The following is a 26,331-nucleotide window of genomic DNA, read 5'->3' on the forward strand; positions in this document are numbered from 1 at the left end:
CAAGGGGGGTTTACGACGTTACGCGCAAGATTTCCGCAATCCGGCGCCGGCTGCCCAAGTTTTGCGCGGGGATGGGAGCGGGAGAGGCCCGGCCCCGATGAGGGCCGGGCGTGGGGATGATCAGGCCAGAACGAAGTCATCGGCCGTCAGAACCAGGGTTCCAGCCAGCAGAAGGGCAAATTCCGCCGCATTCGTGCCGCCGGTATTGGCCAGGACCAGCGTGTCGCCGTGATCATAAACATAGCGGATCGTGCCCGCGCCCGAGACGGCGGTCTGCCCGGCGAAAGTGAAATGCTGCAGGCCCGAAGTCGCGGTCAGCGCGTCGATCGCGGAAAGCGAGATCTTGTCCTCGCCCGGAGTGAAATCCAGAATCACATCGCGGGTGGCCCGCGTCACCCCGCTGTCGGTGGCGGCGGCGAAGAGGAAAATATCGGCGCCCAGCCCGCCGGTCAGCAGATCGCGGCCCTTGTCGCCTTCCAGCGTGTCGCTGCCCTGACCGCCGCGCAGGCTGTCGTTGCCCGCAAGGCCGGTCAACAGATCGTCGCCCAATCCGCCCCAAAGCCGGTTGGCTGCGACACTTCCGGTGATCTGGTCGGCGAAATCGCCGCCGGTGACATTCTCGAAATTGCTGATCAGGTCAAAGCCGAAGAGATTGGCTGCATTGCCCGGCGCCCCGCGCACCAGACCCTCGTCAAGGTTGACATAGACCCCGCCGGTGCTGGCGTCGTAAAAGTCGTAGCCGATGGAGACCTCGGTCAGGTTCAGCGTGTCGATCCCGGCGCCGCCATCGGCGGTGTCGTTGCCGTCTCCTTCGGAGCCGCCGATGCGGTAAGTGTCGTTGCCGCCGCCAAGCTCGTAGGAATCATCGCCGAAACTGTCGAGCAGGTTCTCGGCGAAATCGCCACTCGTGACGCTATCATCGCCATAGCCGGTCAGGATCAGCCCGTTGATCTGGCCGCCCACCATGTCGAGCACATCATCGCCGCTGCCGGTGGCGAAGGCGCCCCGGATCAGCCCGCCGTGCAGGATCAGGACATCGGCTCCCGCGCCGGAATAGAAGGTGCCGCCGACCGTCACGCCGGACAGATCCACGGTCTTTGCGGCATCGCCAAGCTCCAGCGCCTGGCCGATATGCGCCCCGGCAAAGCCGAGATAGGTCACATCCGATGCGGTGAGGATCGAGACCTGGCCATCGACCGTCGCCCCCGTCAGATCCAGCGACGAGGCGCCGGTGGTGTTCAGGCTCACCGATCCCGCGACATGCCCCCCGGCGAGCAAGAGGCCAAAGCCCGCATCCTGCAGCGTCGTGACCGTGACCGAGCCGAGGATCGTCCCGCTGTTGTAAAGCGCGCCATAGGCATGGCCTGCGGTGACATTGCCGGTGATCAGCCCGCTGTTGCGCACCAGCACTTCGGTGGCGGTATTGCCGAACAGCCAGATGTTGCCGTCGATCTCGCCCGTGTTGCGGACATGGGCAAAGGTCGAACCGCCCCCCGTCTGGACCGCGTCGCCGGCCAGCGACACGATGGTGCCGCTGTTGACCAGGTTGAGGCCGGCGTTCAGCACCTGGATCGTCTCATCCGTGTCCTGCACCCCCGAGGAGGCGATCCGCCCGGCGTTGAAGATCGAAAGCTCCATCCCCGCCAGCGCCGCATCACCCAGGATCGCCGTCCCGGTCGACCCCACCACGCCCGTGGCGCCGACCGTGATGCTCGCCTTGGTAAAGACCCCGTCATAAAGCCGGATGCCGCCCCGCTCGCCCCAGACCGTGCCATCGACGGTGATGTTGATCGGCATCAGCGAGGAATTGGTGCTGTTGATCCCGTAATCGAAGGCCGAGGCGATCACATAGCCGCCGGAGAGGATGTTCAGCGTGTCGCCCCAGGACAGAAGCTTGCCGGGGCCCGAGGGGGCGAGGATGGAATTGCTCGGGGTGATAATGAATGTGCTCAACGGGAAATCTCCGCAGAAAGGCTCCAATGGGGCGCCACGCTAAGGGGGCGCGCCCAGTCTGGCAATCTGCTAAGTGGCCGGTCGGGCCTATTCGCCCTTTGGCACCACGCGGTTGACGAGGGGCACCTCCTCCAGCAGGAAGGCGAAGGCGAGGCCGAAGAGCGCCATGCCGGCCGCGATCCAGTAGATCGGGTGGATGGCCGCGACGACGGCGGCGGCCACGGTGGCCTGCATCTCGGGCGGCAGCAGGGCCAGCGTCTGCGGCCCCAGATCCGCGCCACCGTCCAGACGCGACGCCGCATCGCCGAGGCCCGCGATCAGCCGGGCGGAGAAGAGCGCCCCAAAGGCCGCCACCCCCAGCGCGCCGCCGGTCTGGCGCAGCAGGATGCCCGCGGCGGTGGCGGTGCCCAGCGTCTCGCGCGGGACGGCGTTCTGCACGGCGGTGGTGACGACCGGGAAGATGCAGCCCATGCCCAACCCCGCCAGAAGCAGCGCCAGGCTGAAATAGACGATGCCGGAATCTTGCGTCAGCTGGGTCAGCGCCAGAAGCCCCAGCGAGAGGCAGGCCATGCCGATCTTCGGCAGGATCAGATAGCGCCCGGTCCGCCCCATATATTGCCCGGCGATGGTCGAGGCGACGAGAATCCCCACCGTCAGCGGGATCAGCTGCAGCCCCGATCCGGTCGGCGTGGCGCCCTTGGCGATCTGCAGATAGATCGGCAGGAAGGTGATCGCGCCAAACATCGCCGCCCCCACGATGAAGCCGATCACCGAGGTCACCCAGAACACGTTCATCTTGAACAGCCACATCGGCAGGATCGGCTCGGCGGCCCGGGTCTCGATCCGCACGAAGGCCGCAAAGCCGCAGATCGCCACGACCGCCAGCACCGCCGAAGTGGCCGAGACCCAGTCGAAACTGCGTCCGCCGAGGCTGGTCAGCAGCGTCAGCGCGGCCAGGCTGACCGAGAGGGTGATGGCGCCCCACCAGTCGATCTTGTGGCTGGTCCTTGTGCCGCGCGGCTTGAACGAGGCCGCAAAGCCGACCAGGGCCACAAGACCCAGGGGGATGTTGATGAAGAAGATCCAGTGCCAGTTGGCGTTCTGCGACAGCCAACCGCCCGCCAGCGGCCCGAGCACGGACGAGACCGAAAAGACCGCCGCAAAGACGCCCTGGATCTTGCCGCGGTCCTTGGCGGGCACCGCATCGCCCACCACCGACAGCGCCAGCACGAACAATCCGCCGCCGCCCAGACCCTGGATGGCCCGGGCGATGATCAGGAAGGCCATCGAGGTGGCAAAACCGCAAAGCGCCGATCCGACAAGGAAAATCGCGACCGAGGCAAAGATCGTGTTGCGCCGCCCGTAGAGGTCGCCGAGCTTGCCATAAAGCGGCGCGACGATGGTCGAGGTCAGGATATAGGCCGTCACCACCCAGCTCAGATGCTCCAGCCCACCCAGATCGGCCACGATGGTCGGCAGGGCGGTGGAGACGATGCTCTGATCCAGCGAGGCCAGCAGCAGCAACAGCCCGATCGACAGGATCACCAGCCGCATCGAGCCGGTTTCATTGGGGTTGGGGGCAGGCGAGGCGTTCGGCTGGGCAATGGGTTCTGACATGGGATCTTTCTGATCTGCAAAGCGGCAATTCTATCTACCACACACACTATCGGGTAAATATATGTCTATAACATGTAGTTGCCAATGGCATCTTATTGACAGGGCCCAGGCGAATGGCCATATCCGGCCCATGCCCACCAAAGCTCCGCGTCGTCTGAACGACCATATCAAATCCCGGCTCCATGGCGCAGGCTTTTCCGAAGCCGCGGCAGAGGCGCTGCTGTCCTTTGACAGCGACAATTTCCGCAATGTCCGACGGGTGATGAAGGGCGATGTGCCGCAGAACCTGATGGCCGAGATCGGCGCCGGGCTGGAGGTGACGCAGTTCCACGCCCTCTCGGCGATCATGCGGATCTGGGGCGGCGCCGGCAGGCCCGCGCAAGAGGCGACCGTGGGACTTCTGGCCGAGGAGATGGCGCTCGACCCCTCGCGCGCCAGCCGGATCGCCGCCGACCTCGTCGATCGCGGTCTGGTCGAACGTTCGGTCAGCCAGGAGGACGGCCGCCGCTCGGTCCTGGTGCCGACCGAGGCGGCCTGGACCCTGCTCGACAGCTTTCTGCAGGCGAAATGGCAACGCACGATGCGGCTTTTCGCCAGCTGGTCAGAGGAAGAGATCCTGACCTTCGCCCGGCTATACGGGCGCTATATCGACGGGATGCACGATCTTTACCCGACCCGCGGCCCGGATCGCGGCTAGGCGTGCCGGCAAATGGCCTGCATATCCTGAACATTCCAAGAACGGCGCTTCCCCTTTGGGGGCTTCGGCGCTAGATTTGGGGGATGAGCGACTCTGCCACCCCCTCCGACCCCGCGCCTGATATGATCCCGCTGTCGCGCCGCGCCCTCGCCGCGCGCCCCGCGCCCTATCTGGACGACCTCAACCCCGCACAGCGCGAGGCGGTCGAGGCGCTGGATGGCCCGGTCCTGATGCTGGCCGGCGCAGGCACCGGCAAGACCAAGGCGCTGATCGCCCGCATCGTGCATCTCTTGGCCATGGGCAAGGCGCGCCCGAACGAGATCCTCTCGGTCACCTTCACCAACAAGGCCGCGCGGGAGATGAAATCCCGCATCTCGCGCATCCTGGGCGAGACGGCAGAGGGCATCGCCTGGATGGGCACCTTCCACTCCCTCTCGGTCAAGATCCTGCGCCGCCATGCCGAACTGGTGGGGTTGAAGTCGAACTTCACCATCCTCGACACCGACGACCAGATCCGCCTCTTGAAACAGCTGATCGCCGCCGCCAATATCGACGAGAAACGCTGGCCCGCCCGGCTTCTGGCCAGCCTGATCGACGGCTGGAAGAACCGCGCCCTCTTGCCGCACAAGGTGCCGACCTCGGAAGCCTCGGCCTATAACAACCGGGGCACCGAGCTGTACGAGGCCTATCAGGAGCGTCTGAAGACCCTGAACGCCACCGATTTCGGCGACCTGCTGCTGCATTGCGTGACGATCTTTCAGACCTACCCGGACGTGCTGCAACAGTACCAGCGCTGGTTCAAATATATCCTGGTCGACGAGTATCAGGATACCAACGTCGCCCAATACCTCTGGCTGCGGCTGCTGGCGCAAGGCCATCGCAACATCTGCTGCGTGGGCGATGACGACCAGTCGATCTATGGCTGGCGCGGGGCCGAGGTTGGCAACATCCTGCGCTTCGAGACCGATTTTCCCGGCGCCAAGGTGGTGCGGCTGGAACAGAACTACCGGTCCACCCCGCATATCCTCGCCGCCGCTTCGGGGGTGATCAAGGCCAATGCCGGGCGTCTGGGCAAGACGCTCTGGACGGAAGAGACCGAAGGCCAGAAGGTCCGCCTGATCGGCCATTGGGACGGCGAGGAAGAGGCGCGCTGGATCGGCGAAGAGGTCGAGGCCTTGCAACGCGGCGCCCGGGGCATCCGCGCCCTGACGCTGGACGACATGGCGATCCTCGTCCGCGCCAGCCACCAGATGCGCGCCTTCGAAGACCGTTTCCTGACCATCGGCATGCCCTACCGGGTGATCGGCGGCCCGCGTTTCTACGAGAGGCAGGAAATTCGCGACGCGATGGCCTATTTCCGACTCGCCGTCTCGCCCGCCGATGATCTGGCCTTCGAGCGGGTGATCAACACGCCCAAACGCGGTCTGGGTGACAAGGCGCAGGCCGATATCCAGCGTCTGGCGCGTGGGGCAGGTCTGCCGCTTCTGGACGGCGCGCGGCAGGCGGTGGCGCAGGGCGTGGTCGGCGGCAAGGGCGGCGCCCAGCTGCGCGGCTTTGTCGAGAATATCGACCTCTGGCACGAGGCGATCCAGCGCGGGCAGAACCATATCGAACTGGCCGAAGCGATCCTTGATGGGTCCGGCTATACCGCGATGTGGCAGAACGACAAGACGCCGGAGGGGCCGGGGCGGCTGGAGAACCTCAAGGAACTGGTCAAGGCCTTGGAACAGTTCGAAAATCTGCAGGGCTTCCTCGAACACGTCTCGCTGATCATGGACAACGAGACGGAAGAGGCCTCCGAAAAGGTCTCGATCATGACGCTGCATGCCGCCAAGGGGCTGGAATTTCCCGCCGTCTTCCTGCCGGGCTGGGAGGATGGGCTGTTCCCGAGCCAGCGCAGCATGGACGAAAGCGGCAAGAAGGGGCTGGAGGAGGAGCGGCGGCTGGCCTATGTCGGCATCACCCGGGCGGAGGAGCTCTGCACCATCTCCTTCGCGTCGAACCGCCGGGTCTATGGCCAGTGGCAAAGCCAGATGCCCAGCCGTTTCATCGACGAACTGCCCGCCGATCATGTCACCGTGCTGACCCCGCCCGGGCTTTACGGCGGCGGCTATGGCGCGGCGGCAGTCAGTTTCAATTCGACGATCGAGCAGCGGGCGACCAAGGCGGATGTCTATAACTCGCCCGGCTGGAAGCGGATGACCGAACGCAGCAGCCAGCGCCCGGTCAGCCACCCGACCGAGGCGCGCAACATCATCATCGACGCCGAGGCGATCAGCCCCTATGGCATCGGCGACCGGGTGTTTCACCAGAAGTTCGGCTATGGCGAGGTGATGGCGGTGGAGGGTGACAAGCTCGACATCGAATTCGACCATGCCGGGTCGAAGAAGATCGTGGCGCGTTGGGTGATCCCGGCGCATCAGGTTTCGGACGTGCCGTTCTGAACGGGCGGCAGGAGCGGGGGCCAGCCCCCGCACCCCCGGGATATTTATGGACCAATGAAAAGGGTCAGGGGCGCAGGCGTTTGGCTGCAGTCTCCAGCGCCAGCATGATGAGGCCGGCGAGCAGCCCCCAGAAGGCGGCGCCGACGCCGAATAGGGCGAGGCCGGAGGCGGTGACGGTCAGCGTGATGCTGGCGGCAAAGCGGTTCTGCGGGGTGGCATAGGCGCCGGCCAGCGCGCCGGTCAGCGGGCCGAGGAGGGCGAGGCCGACCAGCAGGGTCAGGATCTGCGGCGGCATGGCTTGCAGGAGCGTCACGAGGACCGGACCGGCGAGGCCGAGGAGCAGCCAGAAACCACCATAGACGAGGCCGACCTTCCAGCGCTGGTTGCGGTCGGGGTGGACATCATCGCCGAGGCAGATCGCGGCGGTGATCGCGGCCATGCTGACGGTATGGGCGCCAAAAAGCGCGGTGATGGCCGAGATCGCCCCGGTGGTCATCAGGGCCGGGGCCACCGGCGGCGCGTAGCCCGCGGCGCGCAGGGTGGCGAAACCGGGCAGGTTCTGGCTCGCCATGGTGACGAGGTAGAGCGGCAGGCCGAGGCCCACCAGCACGTCGGGGCGGAAATCCGGGGTGATGAAGGTCAGGGCAGGGACGGGCAGGGTGAGGGCCGGAAAAGCCACGCCGCCGGGGCCGAAGGCCGCGATGAGGCCTGCCGCCAGGGCCGCCAGCACCGCGAGCGCGGGATTGGCCAGCCGGACGAGGGCAAAAACCGCCCCCATCGCGAGCGCCGCCGGGCCGAGCAGGCCCGCAGCCGCCATGCCCTTGAGGCAGAAAGGCAAAAGCACCCCCGCCAGCATGGCGGCCGCGATGCCATCGGGGATCGTTGCGACCAGCTTTCCCAGGGGCCGGATCACCCCGGTCAGCGCGATCATCACCCCGGCGAGGAGGAAAGCCCCTACCGCCTCGGCCATGGTGATGCCCTGCGTCGCGGCGATCAGCGCCGCGCCGGGGGTGGACCAGGCCAGCACCACCGGCACGCGGGTCGAAAAGGAGAGGGCGGCGGAACCGAGCGCCTTGCCGAGGCAGATCGCCAGGACCCAGCTTGCGGTCTCCTCCGGTGAGGCGCCCAGGGCATGGGCCGCGGCCAGCACGAGGGCGATGGTGCTGCCATAGCCGACCAGTGCTGCCACCAAAGCCGCCGAAATCATCGAAATCCGCATCACGCCCCCGATTTTTCGCCTTTATCGGGGGGCGCCCGGGTCAGGGCAAGTCGATAGTCACCGGGAAATGGTCGGAAGCGGTCAGGATCGCGGCGCAGAGCTCGGGCACTTTCTGGATCCGCGGGTCGTTGAACGGGTGCCAGATCCGCCAGGTCGGGTGCTGGTCGTAGAGATCGGCCGAAACCATGATGTAATCCAGCAGCGCCTCGAAATAGCATTTCTGCGCCGGGGCCCAGAACCGGGCCGAGGTCGGCGACAGGCCGGCGCGCTGGTTCAGCGCCATGAAGGCATGCGGGTCGTAAAGCCGGTCCGGGCGCGGCAGACCGAGGCCCAGCATCACCTCGACCCCGGACTGGCCGAAGAGCCGTTCGTAGCGGTCAAGACCGGGGCCATCGTTGAAATCGCCCATCACGACCAGGCTTTCGTGGCGCGTCAGATGCTCCTCGGCCCGGGCGCGCAGCCAGTGGCATTCGGCCAGCTGCTTGCGGCGGTTCTCGATCGAGATGCGGCGGAACTCCTCGGGGTTCTGCACGCCATGCGGCGCCTTGGACTTGGCATGGACGCCGACCAGATGCAGGAGGCGGTCGCCTGCCCGCACCGAAACCTCCAGCGGCGGTTTGGAGAAGACCACCAGCTCGTCGATCCCGTCGGCATCGATGTCCTGGCGCAGCCCGGTGTCAAAACGCGGCGCCCCCTCGGCGCCGATCGGCGCGCCCTTCGCGGGGGCCGGAATGCCGCGCGGATCGTGGGTCACGCTCAGCACATCGGGGTCGTAGAGAAAGGCGATCTCCTGTTCGGTGCTGGAGGCGAAACCGATGATGGCCTTTCTCGTGCGCAGGCCGAAATGGGCGGCAAAAGCCTCCAGCGCGCGGGTGGTGGAGCGGCGCGAGCCCTGATCGGGCGCCTCGATGATCATCACGCCATCGGCGTCGAGCGCGGTGAAGACGATGCCAAGGGCGGCCAGCTGATCGGCCTTGGAGATGTTGTAACGCGCGGAAAGCTCGGCCGAGGCGTCAAGGCGGCCGTCATCGTCGAACAGCGCGTTCATCCATTCGACGTTGTAGGTGGCGAGGCGCAGGCTCATGCGGCCTGCCGGGTGATCTCTTCCCAGGCGGCGTTGACGGCGCGCAAGCGGTCCTCGGCCAGCTTGACGGCCTCGGGCGGCACGCCGCGCGCCAGCATCATGTCGGGATGCGAGGCCTTGACCGCCTCCCGCCAGGCCTTGCGCGCCTCGTCCAGCGGCACGCCGGGCGGCAGGCCCAGCACGGCATAGGGGTCGTCCTTGACATGGCGCGCGCGCAACGCGCGGAAGCAGCGTTCGTCGAGGCCGAAGATGCGGGCGACCTCGTGAAGGAACTCCTCCTCGGCCGGGTGAAATTCGCCATCGGCAAGGGCGATGTGGAAGAGACCCTCCATCAGGTCGATCATCACCTCGCGGTCCTCGGGGCGGAACATGGCGCGGATGTTGCGGGCATAGACGTCGAAACCCGCGACATCCTGCCGGGCGAGGTTGAAGACCCGGGCGGCGCTGGCCTCTTCGCCCTTGGGAATGAGGAAAACCTGGCGGAAGGCCGTCACCTCGTCGCGGGTGACGCGGCCATCGGCCTTGGCCATCTTGGCGCCAAGCGCGATCACCGCGATGGTGAAGCCCACCGAGCGTTCCGGCGACACGCGCAGGCGTTCGAAGACGGTGCCCAGCCCCTCGCCTTTGGCAAGGGCCTGCAATGCTTCGGAGATACGGGTCCAGATCGACATGGCGCCATCCTAGCCTGTGAAGCCCGCCATGTCAGGAGAGGAATTTCTGCAACAGCACAAGATCCATGTAGCGGCCGAATTTGTAGCCCGCAGCCGGAATCCGGGCGCATTCGGCATAGCCCATCGCCAGGTGAAAGCGGATGCCAGCGGCATTCTCGCCGCTGACCCCGGCGAGGATCTGATGCGCGCCCTCTTCGGCGGCATGTTTCTCGATCGCGGTGATCAGGGCGCGCCCCAGCCCCCTGCCATGGGCCTCGGGCGCCAGAAGGATCGTGTGTTCCATGCTTTTGGCATAGCCGATGCCGCTGCGAAACTGCGTGTAGGTGGCAAAGCCGAGGAGGGTGCCCTCGTCCGGGTCGCAGGCGACCAGAAAGCCATGCCCGGCGGTAAGGCGGGCGACGATCATCGCCGCCACATCCTCGGGGCGCTTTTCGACGGCGTTGAAGGTGACGGCGGTGTCGCGGATGAAAGGGTTCCAGACCGCGGCGATGGCGGCGGCGTCCAGCACGATGGCAGGGCGGATCAGGGCGTTAGCGGTCATGCGAGGCTCCGGGCGCCGTTGGGCGTGTGGAAGGTGGCGGACAGCGCCTTGGCCGGGCCCGGCACGAATTGCACGCGGGCATCGTTCAGGGGAACGGCGGCGCGCAGCGCCTCGGCCTCGGGATGGGTGATGGTCAGCATTTTCAGCCGCAGCCCGGAATCGGGCAGGCTTTGCGTCGGATGCAGCGCCGTCTGCCACTGGATCAGGGCCGGAAAGGCGCTGTCGAAGGGCAGGATGCCATCCTCGGGCAGGGCCATCCGCCAGCGGTAATCGCCCCGGGAAAAGGCGGTGGGGATACCGGTGCCCGGCGGGCTTTTTGCGAGGCTCGCCTCCAGATTGTCGGTGCGGGCGATCAAGGTGGTCAGGCGCGGCGCACCAGTGAACCGGTCGAGGTCGAACCAGCGCGGCCGTGCCGGCGGGATGCCCGCAGGGTCGATGGCGATGACCTCCAGATAGATGTCGCCAAGGCCCAACAGGCGGTTGTGGGTGCCCATCAGCGGGTGCTGGCCGCCCCCCGCCATCTTGACCCCCAGCGAGGCCTCGACCCAGTCGACCCCCTCTTGCAGGGTCTGCGCCGAAATCGCGATGTGATCGAGGGTCAGCATGGAAGCTCCCGGTTCAGTCAGGTTGCACGATCTTGACAGAGGCTTTCAGCGACTGCGCCAGCGAGGCGAAGCGCGCCTGCGCCACCTCGCCGAAAAGGTCGTGCCCCTCGGGGGTGAGCTTCAGTTCCAGGCTGCGCTTCTTGGGGTTCCAGCTCAGCGTGCCCGCCTGCGAGGGATCGCCCGCCGAGAACATCGCGCCAAAGCGCATCGCCTTGCCCAGAACTTCGGCATCCTGGATCTGGCTGTCGTCCAGCAGCTTGAAGAGCGGCTCCATCCGCGACCCCGAGCGCGAGTTCTTGTAGCGGTGCAGCAGCGCGAGCCCGAGGAAGACCCGGCCCGGATGGTCGAGACCACCAAGGTTGGCGCGGGTCGCATTGTCGAAACAGGCCTCGGCCCGGTAATCGGGGTGGGTGCGCCAGGTCGTGTCGTGCAGAAGGCAGGCGGCCTTGATCAGGCGCTGGCGTTCGAAATCGGCGCCGGGGAACAGGGGCAGCAGGAAATCGTAGAGAAGCTTGCCCGAACCGGGAATGCGCGAGGTGGTCATCTCGCTCATCCGCGCCGCCTCGATCAGGGGGTCGCGCTGGCGCAGGGTCTCGGGCATCATCTCGTAAAGCAGGCCTTCACGGATGCCGAAGGCCGAGACGTCGATCTCGGAGGGTTTCAGCATCAGGATGACCTCGCGCAGTACCTCGCAGGCGAGCGGCACCAGTTCCATCCGCTCCGACGAGGTGCCGGTGCGGGCGCGTAAGGTCGAAAGGTCGGAAGCCTCGATCCAGTCCAGCGTTTCCAAGAGGCTGTCGGGCATCATCCGGTATTCGTGCAGGACGGTGAGCGGGTAATTCCGCCGCTCCATATCCAGCCTTGCGATCACCCGCCACGAACCGCCGACCAGATAGATCCGTTCACCCGTTGAACGAATTTCGGCCTGCAAGTCCTTGAGGATCTTGTCGATATGCTCGGCACGGGCCTTGGCGCCCCCCGGAACCTGCTGCAGCCTGAAGGGCCCCAGCGGCGAGGTGGCGCGGCGGCCGACCTTGCCATCGGCGATCTGCGCCAGTTCCATCGAGTTGCCGCCGAGGTCGCAGACCACGCCCTTGGCATCGGGCCAGCCCAGAAGCACGCCCTGCGCCGAAAGCCGCGCCTCCTCGGCCCCGTCGACGACCCAGATCTTCAAGCCGGTCTGGGCCAGAACCTCGGCCTGAAAGGCCGGGCCATCCTCGGCCTCGCGGGTGGCGGCGGTGGCGACGACGGTCAGCTTCTCGATCCCCATGCCCTTGGCGAGCAGGGAAAACCGCTTCAACGCGTCCAGCGCGCGCTTGCGGCCCTCGGGGTTCAGGCGGTTGGTCTCGGCCAGACCCTTGCCAAGGCCGCACATGATCTTTTCGTTGTAGAAATAGGCGGGCGAGCGCGCGGCGCCGTCGAACACCACCATCCGGACCGAGTTCGAGCCGACATCGACCACGCCGACCCGGCTGAGGGCGCGCACCGAAGGGTCATCGAAGAGGGGGCGGCCAAAGGGGCCCCAATCCGGCGCAGCGGGGGAAGAGATGATTTCGGCAGTCATGGGCGGTTCCCCCGATGGGCTTCTGACCCTCTGCATGGCGCAGGATGGGCACAGGGTCAATGCGGTGATGGGCCGGGCTAGTCTCCGGCGAGGCGTGGCGCGTCTTTTGCCCCGGCGGTGCCGCGACCGGACAGCGAGGGGTTTTCCATGAAGAAGCGGTGGCAGTTGAACAGGGTCTTGCCGGTGGTCGGAAGGTCGCGGACATAGCCGCCATCGGGGCTGAGCACCCAGCTTTGCGCCTCGTCGGCCAGATTGGCGGCCATGATCTGGCCCATGATCTGGCTGCGCACGGTCGGGTTGTGGATCTCGACCAGGGTTTCGACCCGGCGCGACAGGTTGCGGTCCATCCAGTCAGCCGAGGACAGAAACACCCGCGCCTGTTTCGAGGGCAACCCGTGACCCGAACCGAAGCAGACGATCCGGCTGTGTTCCAGAAAGCGGCCGACCACGGACTTGACGCGAATATTCTCTGACAAGCCCTTGATTCCGGGCCGCAATCCGCAAATGCCGCGGATGATCAGGCTGATCTTCACCCCGGCCTGGGACGCCGCATAAAGCGCGTCGATCACATCGGGTTCGAAGAGGGAATTGAGCTTTATCCAGATCTCTGCCGTGCGCCCGGCCCTGGCATGTTCCGCCTCTTCCGCGATCAGCTGCAACAGGCGCGGCTTCAGGGTGATCGGCGCAATGGCGAGATTCTCCAGCCCCTCGGGCTGCACATAGCCCGAGAGGAAGTTGAAGACCTTGGTCGCATCGCGGCCCAAGGGCGCGTCGCAGGTGAAAAAGCTGAGGTCAGTGTAGATCCGCGCCGTGATCGGGTGGTAATTGCCGGTGCCGTAATGGGTGTAGGTGACGAGGTTTTCCCCCTCGCGACGCACGACGGTGGAGATTTTCGCATGGGTTTTCAGATGCATGAAGCCGTAAACCACATGCGCCCCGGCGCGTTCCAGACGGCGGCTTTGCAGGATGTTGGCGGCCTCGTCGAAACGGGCCTTCAGCTCCACCAGTGCGGTGACCGACTTGCCATTCTCCGCCGCCTCGCAAAGCGCCGAGACGATCGGGCTGTCGTGGCTGGTCCGGTAGAGCGTCTGCTTGATCGCCAGCACATTGGGATCGCGTGCCGCCTGTTCGAGGAAGCGGATCACCATGTCGAAGGTCTCGTAGGGGTGATGCAGCAGCATGTCCTTCTGCCGGATCGCCGCGAACATGTCGCCGCCGTGGTCCTGCACCCGCTCGGGCACCCGCGGGGTGAAGGGCGGCCAAAGCAGATCGGGGCGCGACGAAAGCACCAGCTGCTTGAGGTCCGCAACCCCCAGAAGCCCGCGCGCCTCCACCACCTCGTCGGGGGTGACGGCGAGCTCTTCCATGATCAGCGCGCGCAATTCCTTGGGCGCCGTGGCCGAGATCTTCAGCCGGATCACCTCGCCCCGGCGGCGGCGTTTCAAGGCCGTCTCGAACTCGCGCACCAGGTCTTCGGATTCCTCCTCGACCTCAAGGTCACTGTCTCGCAGCACGCGGAACATGCAGTGCCCGCGGTCGGTGTAGCCAGGAAACAGCATGTCGAGGTGGAGGAGCAGCAGCTCCTCCAGCGGGAGGAAACGCGCCTCGCCGGGCTTGCCGGGCAGGGGGACGAAACGGGCGATCTGCTGCGGGATCGGCAGCAGGGCCTTGAGGGTGCGGCGGTCGCTGACCCGTTCCAGCTCCAGCGCCAGCGAAAAGCCGGTGTTGGGGATGAAGGGAAACGGGTGGGCCGGGTCGATGGCCAAGGGCGACAGAACCGGGAAAACCTTGGTCAGGAAGTTCTCTTCCAAAAGCTTCAGGTCGCGCACCGTCAGCTTCGACCGGGTGAGGATCACGATCCCCTCGGCCTCCATCTCCTTGCGCAGCTTGTTGAAAACCGTCTGCTGCAGCGCCATCAGGCGGCGCGCATCGGCGTGGATCAGGGTCAGCTGCTCGGCCGGGCTGCGGCCATCGTCCGACAGGGTCGTGTTGCCGTTGCGGACCTGGGCGCGCAGGCCCGCCACCCGCACGGTATAGAACTCGTCGAGGTTGGTGGCCGAGATCGACAGGAAGCGCAGCCGCTCCAGCAGGGGGACGCCGGGGTTCGAAGCCTCGTCCAGAACGCGCCAGTTGAAGCCAAGCCACGAAAGCTCGCGGTTGAAGAACCGGCGCGGGCCTGCGGTTTCGGCGGCGGGGTAGGAGGCGCCGTCTGCGAAGGGGGCCTTAAGGAAATCTGCCTGAGTCATGCGCGGCTTATGCTGATGGATTGTGACACTTGCGTGACTGTTTCACTCCGGCGCGCCCAAGTCCAGCACCTCGGCGGCCAATTGGCGCGACAGGGGGCGATGGCTGGCCAGCGCCCGCGCATCCAGCGCCGCGATCAGCGCCCGGGCCGCGGCGATCGACCGCTCCATCCGGGGCAGAAGATAGGGGATGAGGTTGGGCGGCGCGCTGATCTGGCGGTCGGCCAGAAGCTTGGCCAGAACGGCGGCAAGCAGCGCGTCATCCGGCGGTTCCAGCCGGGCGATGGGCATGGCCTGCAGGCGCGACAGAAGATCGGCGAGGCCAAGGCCCCAGTCGCGCGGCGGCAGGGGCGCGGTCAGCAGCAGCCGGCCCTGCGGCATCAGCCGGTTGTAAAGGTAGAACAGCGCCGTCTCGGCCCGACCCGCAACGCGGTGCGCGCCATCGAGGATGACGCAGGCATCGGCGGCAATCTCGGGCAGGCGGGCGTCGATCTCGTCCGGGCCAAGCCAGGTCGCGCCGGTCTCGGCCGCCCAGATATGCGCGAGATGGGTCTTGCCGGTGCCCTGCGGCCCGAGCAACATCAACCGCCCGCCGGGCCAGTCGCGCCATGAATCGAGGCTCTGCAGGGCGGCGGCATTGGCGGGCGAGGTGAAGAAATCGGCCCGCGCCCAGGCCTCGCGCGCCGGAAGATCGAAGGCCAGCTGCAAGGTCAACCCGTGCCCCCCTCGCTGTCGACGCCGCGGCTTTCGCCGAGATAGAGCAGGCTTTCCTTGTACTTGCCGACCCCGAACCGCGCGAGCACGCCCAGCGTCGCCGACAGGGGCACGGCGACCAGCATGCCGGCGATGCCGAAGAGCCCGCCAAAGACCGAGAGGGCGAGGATCAGCCAGACCGGATGCAGCCCGATGGATTTGCCGACCAGCCGCGGGGTGACGACATTGCCCTCCATGAACTGGCCGAAGGCAAAGATCGCCACGACGATGCCGATGGCGACCCAGTCGCCCCAGAACTGGTAGAAGGCGAGGCCGATCGCCAGGGCCCCGCCGATCATCGCGCCGATATAGGGGATGACGGTGACCGCCCCGGCGATCGCGCCGATGATCAGCCCGAACTGCAGCCCGGCCAGCATCAGCGCCGTGGCGTAATAGATTCCGAGCAGCAGGCAGACCGTGACCTGGCCGCGCACGAAGCCGGCCAGCACCGTGTCGATCTCGCGCGCCAGGCGGCGGATCACCGGGGCATGGTCGCGCGGCAGAAGCTCGTCGATGCGGGCGACCATGTGGTCCCAGTCCATCAAGAGGTAAAAGGCCACGACCGGCACGACGACGATGAACAAGAGCCAGCTCACCACGCTGAAGAGCGAGGTGATCAGCCCCTGCGCCACCGCGCCGCCGCGGGCCTGGATCGCCTGCGCGATCTGCGCCAGTGTGGTGCGCATGACCGAGGTGCTGTCGGTCAGTTCGGGAAAGCGCGAGACCATGAAAGCCTCGAGCCGGGCCGAGATGGCGGGTGCCGCGTTGATCAGGGCCGTCAGCTGCTGCACCAGAACCGGGATGACGGCGAGGACGATCAGCAGGACCAGAAGGAAGGCGCCCATGGTGATGACCGCCGTCGCGGCCAGCCGCGACAGGCCCAGCCGTTCCAGCCGGTCCGCCACCGGATCAAGGAAATAGGCCACCGCGCCGCCGACCAGGAAGGGCAGCAGCACCGCGCCAAGATACCAAAGCGCCACGAAGAATATGATGGCCGCGATGGTCCAGTATCGCCCCTGAAGCTGGTTTGGCACGCTCGGCTCTCCTTTGACCCCAGCCTGCGATATTGCCCTTGTCGCGTCCGGATGCAAGGCGGCGGGCGGAAGAGCCGGTCTGACCGCAGGGCCAAGGAGCGGCGATCTTCCGTGCGTTTCGCCGCACTCCCCGGCCTTGTGCCAAGAAAATCAACGACATAATCCGCAGCGCCACCCCTCGCGTCGGTCAGAAAGACTGGCCCACGGCGCGCGGCAGGGCAGAGCCCGGCTGACCCTTGGTCGAGAAATGCGCCACCAGTCCATCCAGCCCCACGGCCTCCTCGCGCAGGGCCTGGCTGGCCAGCAGCGATTGTTCCACCATCGCGGCATTCTTCTGCGCCACCTGATCCAGCTGGTTCACCCCGACATTGACCTCGCCCAGGCCCAGGGATTGCTCCTGCGCGCCTACCGCGATTTCGGAGACGAGGGTCGAGATATTGGTGACCCGGTCCACCATCGTCGTCAGCGCCTTGCCCGCGCTGCCCACCGCCTGCACCCCGCGCGAGACGAGTTGCGAGGAGGTGCTGATCAGCGTCTTGATCTCCTTGGAGGCTTCCGACGACCTTTGCGCCAGCGCCCGCACCTCGGAGGCCACGACCGCAAAGCCGCGCCCGGCATCGCCGGCCCGCGCCGCTTCGACCCCGGCATTCAGCGCCAGAAGATTGGTCTGGAAGGCGATGTCGTCGATCACCCCGATGATCTGGCTGATCTGGTCGGAGGATTTCTCGATCCCGTTCATCGCATCGACCGCCCCCAGCACGATCTGGCCGCTGTCCTCGGCCTCGCGCCGGGCGGATTGGACGATGGTTTCGACCTCGCGCGCCGAATTGGCGGCAGAGCGGACCGAGGCGGTCAGCTGATCCAGCGCTGCGGCGGTTTCCTCCAGCGTGGCGGCCTGGTTTTCGGTGCGGCGGGCGAGGTCTTCCGAGGCGCGGGTGATCTCGTCCGACTGGGTGCGGATGCTGCGCGAGGATTGCACCACCTCGGTCATGGTTTGGCTCAGCTTTTCGATGCTGGTGTTGTAGTTGCGGCGCAAAGCCTCGTAATTCGGCGGAAAATTCGCCTCGATCGACTGGCCGAGATTGCCCGAGGACAGGTTGCCCAGACCGACGCTCAGCGCCGAGACCACGGCATCCTGTTCCTCCTGCGTGCGCTTGATGGCCCGTTCCATCTCCAGCGCTTCGGCAAGGCGCATCCGCAACACCTCCAGATAGGCGGCGATTTCGCTGACCTCGTCGACCTTGACCTTGGCCCGCGCCGTGCCGTCGACCGTATCGGCCTGACCGAAACCCACCACGTCGCGGATCGCATCGCGGACCCGGGTCAGGGGCTTGGTGATGCTGCGCCCGACCAGAAAATTCGAACAGGCCAGGATCGCCACCGCGAAGGCCGAGGCGATCATCACGATGTGCAGCAGACCTTTGTTGTGAGCGAGCGCCCTTTGCCCCTCCGCATTGCCCAGATCCTCGATCATCCCGCCCAGGGTGCCCATCTCGCCCTCAAGCATGTCGAAAACCCGAAGGAAGCCGGGCAGTTCCGCCTTGCCCGCCGCCCGGTCGGCAAGGGCCTTGGCCACGCCGGCCCGGGCTGCGGCGACATAGGACTGGATATGGGGCAGGGTCGAATCGAGCGTGATGCGCACCTCTGTCGGCAGGGGGAGGGTCTTCAGCTTCTCCATATCGTCGAGAAACCTTTTCCCGTGATCTTCGACATCTGCGCTGATCTGCTGGCGCAAGGCGGCATCCGCCTCGGGCCCGGCGATGATGGCGTTGAACATGTCGGCGCGCAGCGCGTCATGCATCATGTCGCCATCCATCGAGGCCAGCACGGCCGAGGTGGCGGCGATCGACCCGCGCAAGCCCTTGTCGCTTGCCATCAGGCCAAGATAGCCGGCCAGAAAGGTTGCCAGAATGCCGGCAATCGCGAAACTGGCAGCGAGGGTGAGCCGGGCGGGAACCGACAGGCTTTTCTTCGGGGCGCTAGGGGGGGAAGTCATCGGATTCACGCGTCCTCCTACACAGAACCCGGTCACGATGCCCCGAAAACATTGAGAAGCCCTTAAGCGCCTCTGGCTTGCCTGCCCCCCCGCAACCCGGTAGGAACGAAAAAACCCTACCCATGAGGCCCAGCATGCGTCTGTCGCGCTACTTCCTGCCCGTCCTGAAGGAAAACCCCGCCGAGGCGCAGATCGTCTCGCACCGCTACATGCTGCGCGCCGGCATGATCAAGCAGCAGGCCGCGGGGATCTATTCCTGGCTGCCGCTCGGCCTGCGGGTGCTGCGCCGGATCGAGGCTATCGTGAACGAGGAACAGGTCCGCGCCGGCCACATCCCGCTTCTGATGCCCACGCTGCAACCGGCCGATCTGTGGCGCGAAAGCGGGCGCTATGACGATTACGGCCAGGAAATGCTGCGCATCAAGGACCGGCAGGGTCGCGAGATGCTTTATGGCCCGACGAACGAGGAGATGATCACCGATATCTTCCGTTCGCATGTCAACAGCTACAAGGACCTGCCGCTGACGCTCTACCACATCCAGTGGAAGTTCCGCGACGAGATGCGGCCGCGCTTCGGCGTGATGCGCGGGCGCGAGTTCCTGATGAAGGACGGCTACAACTTCGACGTCGACAAGGCCGCGGCCCTGCATGCCTATAACCGCCACATGGTCAGCTACCTGCGCACCTATGAGCGGATGGGCCTGACCGCGATCCCGATGCGCGCCGATAGTGGCCCGATCGGCGGCGATGACACGCATGAATTCCTGGTCCTGGCCGCCACCGGCGAGTCGGAGGTCTTCTTCGACAGCGCCGTGACCGAGCTGAAGCTGGGCAACCGCGAGGTCGATTACGACAACCGCGAGGAAGTCGCTGCCGTCTGCAAGGAGTTCACCACGCTTTACGCCCGCACCGACGAGACCCATGACACGGCCCTGTTCGACGCCATCCCGGAGGAGCGCCGCAAGGTTGCGCGCGGCATCGAGGTCGGGCAGATCTTCTACTTCGGCACCAAGTATTCGGCCGCGATGGGCGCCACGGTGGTCAATGACAAGGGCGAGAAGATCCCGGTCGAGATGGGCAGCCACGGCATCGGCGTCAGCCGCCTGCTGGGCGCGATCATCGAGGCTTCCCATGACGACAAGGGGATCATCTGGCCGGAAGGGGTCACGCCCTTCCCGGTGGGGATCGTGAACCTCAAGCAAGGCGATGCGGCGGCGGATGCGGCTTGCGCGGCGCTGGAAGGCGCGCTTTTGCAGCGCGGGCTCGAGCCTCTCTACGATGACCGCGACGAAAGGGCCGGGGCCAAGTTCGCCACGATGGACCTGATCGGTCTGCCCTGGCGGATCACGGTCGGGCCGCGGGGTCTGGCCAATGGCGTGGTGGAACTGACCTCGCGCCGCACCGGTCTGTCCGAGGAAATGACCCCCGAGGCCGCCGTGGCCCGGCTGGTCGAGATCTATGCCGGGATCTGACCTCGGCCGCCAGAGATTGTGAAAACCGGGGGATTGCACGCGTGCAATCCCCTTTATCTTGTTGATTTCACATAATAATGGCCTGCGGCCTTCATCTTTTGTTAACCTTGCCCTGCGACGAAGCTGTGCAAGACTTGGGTGTCTATCCGGCCACCGGCTCCACAGCGGGCACCCCGGCAGGCTGCACGCGGCGATAGGCGTCGCAGAGGGTTGCGACCGCCAGGGCCGAGGTGGTCAGGCCGATCATCGTCAACGCAATGCCCGTAGCCCCGCTCACGATCAGCATCGGCGTGAAGGCTTTGGTGAAGTCGTCCGGTTCAAGCCCGGCGGAAATCCCGAAATGATTGATCAGGGCAATGGCGGCGGCCATGGCGATCAGGCCGAAGAGGCCCGGTCCCAGTAGCAGGCGCCCGCTCAAGCCGAGGGCCGTCGACCGCGCCCGGCGCAGGGTCAGGGCCAGACCGAACCTTTCGCCAAGGGCGCAGGCGGGAAAGGCGGTGCCGAAGACGGAGAGGCCGATCCAGTTGCCGACAAGGGCCGCAAGAAGGAGCCAGGGGATCGCGTTGGGTCCGCCAAGCCCGCCGGGACTGGCTTTGGCGACGAGGCCAATAGACAGGGCGAGGAGGGCAATGAAATAGCCGACGCTCAGCCCGAAAAACGCCCAACGCCCGGGGCGCTTGACGCCTTTCGCCGGCGCCCAGACCGCCATCGGGGCCTCGCCCAGCAAGAAGTGCCGGTGCAGGATGTAGAGAAAGCCGAACTGCACGAAGAGAAGCGCGCCAAGGTGCGACCTGCCGGGGGAGAACAGGGGGACAGCCTCCAGCAAGACGGCGGTGATGAGGTAGAACAAGGCGTGGCGCCCGATGCTGGTGAATGTGGTCTTCCAGATCCGGAGCATGGTCCGCCTCCTGCCTTTGCTGCAGGCCAAGCTGAAGTGGGTAGCCTCTGGAAGTCAAAGGGCTTTCGTGGCTTAACTCTCGCCAGGGGGCCGGGACGGCAGATTTGCCGCAGCGGGCCCGAGGCGCAGCGGGCAGGGGGATGGCATGGACGCGCAGCAGCGGGAATACGCAGGTCGGGCCCCGATCTGATGGAGAAGGTCGCCGCCGCCCTCTACTGTGCCGATCTCTTGCTGCTGGTCTCCTTTCAGGTCCTGAGCCGGGATTATCTGTCTGTGGCCCGTCCGGTCAGCGACTATGGGCTGGGGCGCACGGCGCGGGCCTTCAAGGCCTATGTGGTCTTTGGCAGCATCGCGGCACCCCTGCTGGCCTGGCAATTCTGGGTGGCGCGCGATCCGTCCTATCCCGAGAACATCCCGCTCTATCTGTTGCTGGTCATGGTCGGGCGGCTGGCGATCGGGCTTTATCCCAATGATCCGCGCGGGGCGCCGCGCACGCGGTCGGGGCATATCCACCATGCGGCCACCCTCTTCGCCGCGATCTGCGCCTATATGACCGTGGTCGAGGCGACGCCGCTTCTGGCCGAGCATGTCAGCGGCAAGCTCGGCGCGGTGCTGGCCGGGCTGAAACATGTGATCAGCTTTGCCTTCTTCACCGTCATGGTGACCGTCTCGCCGCCGCTGCGCCGCTTTTTCGGCCTGACGGAGCGGGTCTTCCTTTACGCCTGCGCGATCTGGTGCCTGGCCGCCTCGCTGACGCTGCCGCCGGTCTGAGGGGGGAGGCTGCGACGGCTCGACAAGCGGGGCGGGGCGTGCAAGCCTTGCGGGGCAAGAGGGAAGGGACGCGCGATGTGGCGGATGGTGGCTATCCTGGGCGGGGTCAGCGGGGCGGTGGCGCTGTCGCAATTCCCTGAATTCTCGCAGCAATATCTGCAACGCCTGGCGGGCAAGGTCGATGCCCTCGCCGCCGTGACGGCGGATTTCGATGCGACGGCGGCCAAAAGCGGGCTGAGCCGCGAGGCGGCGCTGGCGCAGCTGACCGGGACGACCTTCAACCAGAACCACCAGGCCGACCTGCGGGCGACCTTCGCCCAGGCGCAGATCCTGTCCGATAATCTGGCGCAGCTGCGCGCCGCCTCGCCGCTGGAGCGGCTGATGATGCCGCAGAAGCTTGGCGATGTGGAAACCTTGCAGGACACCTGGGCCGACTACAAACCGGCGATCCCGACCACGCTGGACGGGGCGGTGACGGCGGGGATCGGCTATGTCGGAGGCTGGGCGCTGCTCGGCGGGCTCTGGGCGCTTTTGACCCGGCCGTTCCGGCGGCGCAAATCTGCCTACTGACCCGGCGCAGATCTGCCGACCGCAGGGCCAAACCAGCCGGTTGTGGGCCTGGGATCTTTTGCCACCCATCCCTTGTGGTCTATTGTCAGCCCCAGCCCCGCGGTGAAGCGGGACGTGAAAAACGGGATCGGGGCAGATCATGGCAGGAACCACCTACAGCGCGACGCTGGATGGCGCGCACAGCTTTTCCTTTTACGGCACGACCTATAGCTGGAACGGCAATTACCTCGCCAGCCTCGACGCCTGGGCCAGCGAGGGGACGGGAAACCCGACCTTCAACCTGAGCTTTCAGGGCAGCTGGATCGTCGGCAACCTGCACCTTGGCGGCTGGGCGGTGACCAATATCACCGATTCCAGTGATGGCCTGTCACGCAACCTCGAGACGCTCAGGCTGTCCGGCTATGGCGGCACGGTGACGCTGACCACGACCTATGTCGAGACGCTGAAGATGTACAACATCGCCGGCGCCACTGGGACGAACCTGACCTTCGGTTCGGCAGGTGCTGCGGCGGTGATCCTGGCCAATGGTGATGACACGGTGCGCGGCGGCAGCGGCTCGATCGACACGATCGACCTGCGGGCCGGCGACAACACCTTCATCGGTGGCAGCGGTTTCGTCGGCTTCATCCGCGGTCTGGGCGGCAATGACACCGTGACGCTGAAGGCCTCGGCCGAGTCGATCAGCCTGGGTTCAGGCAATGACAGCATCACCACCGGCGCGGGATTCGTCGGCACGATCAATTCCTACAGCGGTGCGGGCGACACGACCCATATCACCATCGGCACCGGCGGTGTGCGTTCGATCGGTCTGGCTGATGGCAGCGACAATCTGACCTTGCTCGCCGGCGCCTCCTTCGCGACTGCCGAGCTCGGCAGCGGCAATGACAATGTCGTCATGGGCGCCAGCGCCACGGGCAACGCCCTGTCGCTGGGCCACGGCAGCGACAGTGTCACACTGGGGGCCGGGGCCTATATCGGGTCGATCATCGGATGGGGCAGCGCCAATTTCGTCTACGGGGTGAATACGGAAACCGACTCGATCCGCATCAACGACACCTCCACCGCCACGCTTGCCGATGGCGCGCTGATCTCGAGCTATATCGGCGGCAGTGGCGATGACACGATCACGTTGAACGGCACGGCGAAGATGGGTTACCTCAACCTCGGCGGCGGCACCAATACGGTGACCTCGCAGGCGGGCTATATCGCGAGCATCCTGTGCTATGGCGGGAACAACACGATCACGCTGGGCACGGGCGGCGCGCAGCAGATCGTCCTGTCGGGCGATGGCGGCGTCAACAAGGTGACCTCGGAGGGCTGGGTCGGCTCTTTCCAGGGCTTTGACCAGACCACCACGACGGCGGTGTTCAACGGCGGCGCGAACAGCGTCTCGACCGGCGGCGGCAATGACAGCATCACCATCGGCGGCGGCACCTGGGTCGGGCAGGTCGTCACCGGGCTTGGCAATGACACGGTCGTGCTGGGCGCCAATACGACAGTGGAAAGCGTTTCCCTGGGCGCCGGCGATGACGTTCTGAAGCTGAACGCCCTGAATTCCAGCGCCTTTGTCGTCGCACGCGGCAGCAGCGGCACCGATCTGGTCGATTTCAGCCAGATGTCGCAAGGCGTCACAATCTCGCTCAACAAGAACGGCGCGTTCCAGAGCCTCGGGCCCGGCAAGATCAGCCTTTTCGAGTTCGAGAACATGAACGGATCGAAGGCAGGCGACCGTCTGGAGGGCGATGGTGCCGCCAACAAGCTGAGCGGTCTGGCCGGGGCCGATCGCCTGTTCGGCCTGCAGGGCAATGACACCCTGGCCGGTGGCCTCGGCAATGACACGCTGACCGGCGGGCAGGGCAATGACACCTTGACCGGGGGCGCCGGGGCCGACCAGTTCGAGTTCGGCACCAGCGATGGCAATGATCGCATCACCGATTTCTCGCTGACGGCGGACCATATCCATTTTGCCGCGGCCCATAGCCTTGCCGACATCAGCTTCACCGTGCAGGGCGGCGGCGTGCTGCTGACGGTCGGGGCGGATCAGGTTCTGGTCGATGGCGTGACGCTGGCGCAGATCCACGACACCTCGCATTTCATCTTCTGAACCCAAGCGCCTTCGCTGATATCCTGCAGTCCGACCCGGGTCACGCGTGGCCCGGGTCAACTCAAAAGTGAAGCCGGGGCCATGGCTAAGGCTTGACGTCCCCGGCGCGCCAGACCATCGTCCGCCAAATCGAAAGAGCATATCTTGGCCACGCCCCCCTTTTCGCCTTACGAATTCATGATCGCCTGGCGCTACCTGCGCGCCCGCAAGGCCGAGGGCGGGGTCTCGGTCATGACCTGGATCAGCCTGATCGGCATCACCCTGGCCGTCTTCGCGCTGATTGCGACGCTGGCGGTGCGGGCCGGCTTCCGGGCCGAGTTCGTCGACACGATCCTTGGCGCCAATGCCCATGTGACGGTCTATTCCTCCGGCCATATGGATGAAAACGGCAATCTGGTCAAAGGCTTCACCGATTACGACGCCATGGCCGAAAGGCTGCGTTCCGTGCCCGGCGTGACCCGTGCCGCGCCGCTGGTGCGCGGCCAGGTCATGGTCACGGCGGGCGAGCAGACCACGGGCGGCGATGTCTATGGCATCTCGGAGGCGGACCTCGCCTCGCTGCCGCGGATCGGCACCGGGTCCAAGGCCGAGGGCAACCTCGCCGACTTTCCGCAGGGCATCGCCATCGGCTCGGAACTGGCGCGGACTTTGGGCGTGACGGTGGGCGACCGCATCCGCCTGATCGCGCCGTCGGGCGTCAAGACGGCCTTCGGCACCAGCCCGCGGGTCAATGCCTATACGGTCGAATATATCTTCACCGCCGGGCGCTATGACATCGACAAGATCCGCATCTACATGCCCCTCGCCGAAGCGCAGAGCTATTTCAACCGCGAGGGCATGGCCGACGAGTTCGAGGTCATGGTCAAGGACCCCGAGCAGATCGACAGCTACCTCGATGCGATTTCGCAGGCGGCCGAGCCGGATGTGCTGCTCTGGACCTGGAAGCAGAGCTCGGGCAATTTTCTGCGCGCGCTGACCATCGAGGATAACGTGATGTTCGTCATCCTCTCGATCCTGGTGCTGATTGCGACGATGAACATCGTCTCGGGCCTGATCATGCTGGTCAAGAACAAGGGCCGCGACATCGGAATCCTGCGGACCATGGGGCTGACGGAAGGGTCGATCCTGCGGGTCTTTTTCCTCTGCGGGTCCTTCACCGGGGTGATCGGCACGGCGATGGGGGTGCTGCTCGGCTGCCTTTTCGCGATCTACATCGACCCGATCTTCTCTTTCGTGAATTACTGGAGCGGCGGCGGCGTCTGGGACCCGTCGATCCGCGGCATCTACAACCTGCCGGCCAAGCTGCAATGGCATGACGTCGGCTCTGCCATGGCGCTGTCCTTGGGCCTGTCTTTCGTCATCACCCTGATCCCGGCCCGCAAGGCCGCGCGGATGAACCCGGTGGAGGCGCTGCGCTATGAATAAGGCCTTGGAATTGCAAGGGATCGAGAAGGCCTATAACCGCGGCAAGCCCTCGGAGGTCGTGGTGCTGCGCGGTGCAAGCCTGGTGGTGGGCGAGGGCGAGGTCGTGGCCCTGGTCGCCCCCTCAGGTGCGGGGAAATCGACGCTGTTGCAGATCGCGGGCCTGCTGGACGTGGCCGATGCCGGCGCGATCCGCTTTGGGGCGCGCGAGATGGCTGGTCTGGGCGACAGGGCGCGAACCGAGGCGCGGCGGCAGGAGGTTGGCTTCATCTACCAGTTCCACCATTTGCTGCCCGAGTTCTCTGCGCTGGAAAACGTCACCCTGCCGCAGCTGGCCAATGGCGTGCCGCGGCGCGAGGCCGACGCCCGCTCGCGCGATCTGTTGAACCGCGTGGGCGTCCTGCCCCGCGCCGACCACCGCCCCGCGGCCCTGTCCGGGGGGGAGCAGCAGCGCGTGGCCTTCTGCCGGGCGCTGGCCAATCGGCCGAAGCTCCTGCTGGCCGATGAGCCGACCGGCAACCTCGACCCGGCCAATTCGGCGCATGTCTTCGAGGTGCTGATGGAGATGGTGCGCCAGACGGGGCTTTCGGCGCTGATCGCGACGCATAACATGGAGCTTGCGGCCCGGATGGACCGGGTGGTGCGGCTGGAGGCGGGGCGGGTCGTCTGAGGG

At 66.1% G+C, this 26,331-nt stretch carries 21 protein-coding genes; 8 read left to right on the forward strand and 13 right to left on the reverse strand.

Features of this window, described 5'->3' with window-relative positions:
* Positions 1-120: 120 nt before the first annotated feature.
* Both AC1DZT_RS22415 and AC1DZT_RS22420 read right to left on the reverse strand, forming a co-directional pair.
* Complete coding sequence (locus AC1DZT_RS22415) at positions 121-1,953, reverse strand: M10 family metallopeptidase C-terminal domain-containing protein (protein ID WP_478008875.1); 1,833 nt, start codon at positions 1,951-1,953, stop codon at positions 121-123.
* An 87-nt stretch (positions 1,954-2,040) separates the two neighbouring features.
* Positions 2,041-3,570, reverse strand: a complete 1,530-nt coding sequence (locus AC1DZT_RS22420) for an MDR family MFS transporter (protein WP_478008876.1) — start codon at positions 3,568-3,570, stop codon at positions 2,041-2,043.
* Between the two features lie 130 nt (positions 3,571-3,700).
* Here AC1DZT_RS22420 and AC1DZT_RS22425 point away from each other — a divergent pair, with 130 nt between their 5' ends.
* Entirely contained in the window at positions 3,701-4,267 is a 567-nt protein-coding gene (locus AC1DZT_RS22425; protein WP_478008877.1) for a MarR family winged helix-turn-helix transcriptional regulator, read from the forward strand.
* An 83-nt stretch (positions 4,268-4,350) separates the two neighbouring features.
* Positions 4,351-6,711 carry an ATP-dependent helicase gene (locus tag AC1DZT_RS22430; protein ID WP_478008878.1) on the forward strand — a complete coding sequence of 787 codons (2,361 nt, stop codon included), beginning with the start codon at positions 4,351-4,353 and terminating at the stop codon, positions 6,709-6,711.
* Positions 6,712-6,775: 64 nt separating this feature from the next.
* Here AC1DZT_RS22430 and AC1DZT_RS22435 read toward each other — a convergent pair whose 3' ends face one another.
* The 10 genes from AC1DZT_RS22435 to AC1DZT_RS22480 all read right to left on the reverse strand — a co-directional run bounded on the left by AC1DZT_RS22435 (position 6,776) and on the right by AC1DZT_RS22480 (position 18,421).
* Complete coding sequence (locus AC1DZT_RS22435; protein WP_478008879.1) at positions 6,776-7,930, reverse strand: benzoate/H(+) symporter BenE family transporter; 1,155 nt, start codon at positions 7,928-7,930, stop codon at positions 6,776-6,778.
* Positions 7,931-7,970: 40 nt separating this feature from the next.
* Entirely contained in the window at positions 7,971-9,014 is a 1,044-nt protein-coding gene (locus AC1DZT_RS22440) for an endonuclease/exonuclease/phosphatase family protein (protein WP_478008880.1), read from the reverse strand.
* Positions 9,011-9,685, reverse strand: coding sequence for a TerB family tellurite resistance protein (locus tag AC1DZT_RS22445; protein WP_478008881.1), 675 nt, complete (start codon positions 9,683-9,685; stop codon positions 9,011-9,013). The genes AC1DZT_RS22440 and AC1DZT_RS22445 overlap by 4 nt, the downstream gene beginning before the upstream one ends.
* Positions 9,686-9,716: 31 nt before the next feature.
* Entirely contained in the window at positions 9,717-10,211 is a 495-nt protein-coding gene (locus tag AC1DZT_RS22450) for an N-acetyltransferase family protein (RefSeq protein ID WP_478008936.1), read from the reverse strand.
* 11 nt (positions 10,212-10,222) lie between these two features.
* Positions 10,223-10,831, reverse strand: coding sequence for a VOC family protein (locus AC1DZT_RS22455; RefSeq protein ID WP_478008882.1), 609 nt, complete (start codon positions 10,829-10,831; stop codon positions 10,223-10,225).
* Between the two features lie 13 nt (positions 10,832-10,844).
* Positions 10,845-12,395: a Ppx/GppA family phosphatase gene (locus AC1DZT_RS22460; RefSeq protein ID WP_478008883.1), complete on the reverse strand. Its 1,551-nt coding sequence runs from the start codon at positions 12,393-12,395 to the stop codon at positions 10,845-10,847.
* Between the two features lie 77 nt (positions 12,396-12,472).
* Positions 12,473-14,641 carry an RNA degradosome polyphosphate kinase gene (locus AC1DZT_RS22465; RefSeq protein WP_478008884.1) on the reverse strand — a complete coding sequence of 723 codons (2,169 nt, stop codon included), beginning with the start codon at positions 14,639-14,641 and terminating at the stop codon, positions 12,473-12,475.
* Between the two features lie 42 nt (positions 14,642-14,683).
* Entirely contained in the window at positions 14,684-15,352 is a 669-nt protein-coding gene (locus AC1DZT_RS22470) for a P-loop NTPase family protein (RefSeq protein WP_478008885.1), read from the reverse strand.
* On the reverse strand, positions 15,349-16,425 hold the full coding sequence (locus AC1DZT_RS22475; protein ID WP_478008886.1) for an AI-2E family transporter: 1,077 nt from the start codon (positions 16,423-16,425) through the stop codon (positions 15,349-15,351). Before AC1DZT_RS22475 ends, AC1DZT_RS22470 begins: the two co-directional genes overlap by 4 nt.
* Positions 16,426-16,612: 187 nt before the next feature.
* Positions 16,613-18,421 carry a methyl-accepting chemotaxis protein gene (locus tag AC1DZT_RS22480; RefSeq protein ID WP_478008887.1) on the reverse strand — a complete coding sequence of 603 codons (1,809 nt, stop codon included), beginning with the start codon at positions 18,419-18,421 and terminating at the stop codon, positions 16,613-16,615.
* A gap of 134 nt (positions 18,422-18,555) precedes the next feature.
* Between AC1DZT_RS22480 and proS the strand changes: the two genes are divergently transcribed.
* The gene (proS, locus tag AC1DZT_RS22485; RefSeq protein ID WP_478008888.1) at positions 18,556-19,893 is read left to right on the forward strand and encodes a proline--tRNA ligase; all 1,338 of its coding nucleotides are present in this window, start codon (positions 18,556-18,558) and stop codon (positions 19,891-19,893) included.
* A gap of 142 nt (positions 19,894-20,035) precedes the next feature.
* On the opposite strand, the gene AC1DZT_RS22490 is transcribed toward proS, so the two are convergent.
* Positions 20,036-20,791: a hypothetical protein gene (locus AC1DZT_RS22490; protein ID WP_478008889.1), complete on the reverse strand. Its 756-nt coding sequence runs from the start codon at positions 20,789-20,791 to the stop codon at positions 20,036-20,038.
* 189 nt (positions 20,792-20,980) lie between these two features.
* Between AC1DZT_RS22490 and AC1DZT_RS22495 the strand changes: the two genes are divergently transcribed.
* From AC1DZT_RS22495 to AC1DZT_RS22515, 5 genes are all read left to right on the forward strand, one after another.
* Complete coding sequence (locus tag AC1DZT_RS22495) at positions 20,981-21,562, forward strand: DUF998 domain-containing protein (RefSeq protein WP_478008890.1); 582 nt, start codon at positions 20,981-20,983, stop codon at positions 21,560-21,562.
* A gap of 75 nt (positions 21,563-21,637) precedes the next feature.
* Positions 21,638-22,132, forward strand: coding sequence for a DUF2937 family protein (locus AC1DZT_RS22500; RefSeq protein ID WP_478008891.1), 495 nt, complete (start codon positions 21,638-21,640; stop codon positions 22,130-22,132).
* Positions 22,133-22,271: 139 nt separating this feature from the next.
* Positions 22,272-24,236 carry a beta strand repeat-containing protein gene (locus tag AC1DZT_RS22505; RefSeq protein ID WP_478008892.1) on the forward strand — a complete coding sequence of 655 codons (1,965 nt, stop codon included), beginning with the start codon at positions 22,272-22,274 and terminating at the stop codon, positions 24,234-24,236.
* Between the two features lie 177 nt (positions 24,237-24,413).
* Complete coding sequence (locus tag AC1DZT_RS22510; protein ID WP_478008937.1) at positions 24,414-25,661, forward strand: lipoprotein-releasing ABC transporter permease subunit; 1,248 nt, start codon at positions 24,414-24,416, stop codon at positions 25,659-25,661.
* Entirely contained in the window at positions 25,654-26,328 is a 675-nt protein-coding gene (locus tag AC1DZT_RS22515) for an ABC transporter ATP-binding protein (protein WP_478008893.1), read from the forward strand. Before AC1DZT_RS22510 ends, AC1DZT_RS22515 begins: the two co-directional genes overlap by 8 nt.
* Positions 26,329-26,331: the final 3 nt, after the last annotated feature.

The sequence above is a fragment of the Rhodobacter sp. P1_C2 genome (assembly GCF_056406375.1).

Bases quoted from the DNA above. Each gene is read 5' to 3' on its own strand.
- AC1DZT_RS22430 (WP_478008878.1), top strand. From the start codon at position 4,351: ATGAGCGACTCTGCCACCCCCTCCGACCCCGCGCCTGATATGATCCCG.
- AC1DZT_RS22460 (WP_478008883.1), bottom strand. From the start codon at position 12,395: ATGACTGCCGAAATCATCTCTTCCCCCGCTGCGCCGGATTGGGGCCCC.
- AC1DZT_RS22480 (WP_478008887.1), bottom strand. From the start codon at position 18,421: ATGACTTCCCCCCCTAGCGCCCCGAAGAAAAGCCTGTCGGTTCCCGCC.
- AC1DZT_RS22435 (WP_478008879.1), bottom strand. From the start codon at position 7,930: ATGCGGATTTCGATGATTTCGGCGGCTTTGGTGGCAGCACTGGTCGGC.
- AC1DZT_RS22505 (WP_478008892.1), top strand. From the start codon at position 22,272: ATGGCAGGAACCACCTACAGCGCGACGCTGGATGGCGCGCACAGCTTT.
- AC1DZT_RS22490 (WP_478008889.1), bottom strand. From the start codon at position 20,791: ATGCTCCGGATCTGGAAGACCACATTCACCAGCATCGGGCGCCACGCC.
- AC1DZT_RS22495 (WP_478008890.1), top strand. From the start codon at position 20,981: ATGGAGAAGGTCGCCGCCGCCCTCTACTGTGCCGATCTCTTGCTGCTG.
- AC1DZT_RS22440 (WP_478008880.1), bottom strand. From the start codon at position 9,014: ATGAGCCTGCGCCTCGCCACCTACAACGTCGAATGGATGAACGCGCTG.
- AC1DZT_RS22510 (WP_478008937.1), top strand. From the start codon at position 24,414: ATGATCGCCTGGCGCTACCTGCGCGCCCGCAAGGCCGAGGGCGGGGTC.
- proS (WP_478008888.1), top strand. From the start codon at position 18,556: ATGCGTCTGTCGCGCTACTTCCTGCCCGTCCTGAAGGAAAACCCCGCC.
- AC1DZT_RS22425 (WP_478008877.1), top strand. From the start codon at position 3,701: ATGCCCACCAAAGCTCCGCGTCGTCTGAACGACCATATCAAATCCCGG.
- AC1DZT_RS22420 (WP_478008876.1), bottom strand. From the start codon at position 3,570: ATGTCAGAACCCATTGCCCAGCCGAACGCCTCGCCTGCCCCCAACCCC.
- AC1DZT_RS22445 (WP_478008881.1), bottom strand. From the start codon at position 9,685: ATGTCGATCTGGACCCGTATCTCCGAAGCATTGCAGGCCCTTGCCAAA.
- AC1DZT_RS22500 (WP_478008891.1), top strand. From the start codon at position 21,638: ATGTGGCGGATGGTGGCTATCCTGGGCGGGGTCAGCGGGGCGGTGGCG.
- AC1DZT_RS22515 (WP_478008893.1), top strand. From the start codon at position 25,654: ATGAATAAGGCCTTGGAATTGCAAGGGATCGAGAAGGCCTATAACCGC.
- AC1DZT_RS22465 (WP_478008884.1), bottom strand. From the start codon at position 14,641: ATGACTCAGGCAGATTTCCTTAAGGCCCCCTTCGCAGACGGCGCCTCC.
- AC1DZT_RS22455 (WP_478008882.1), bottom strand. From the start codon at position 10,831: ATGCTGACCCTCGATCACATCGCGATTTCGGCGCAGACCCTGCAAGAG.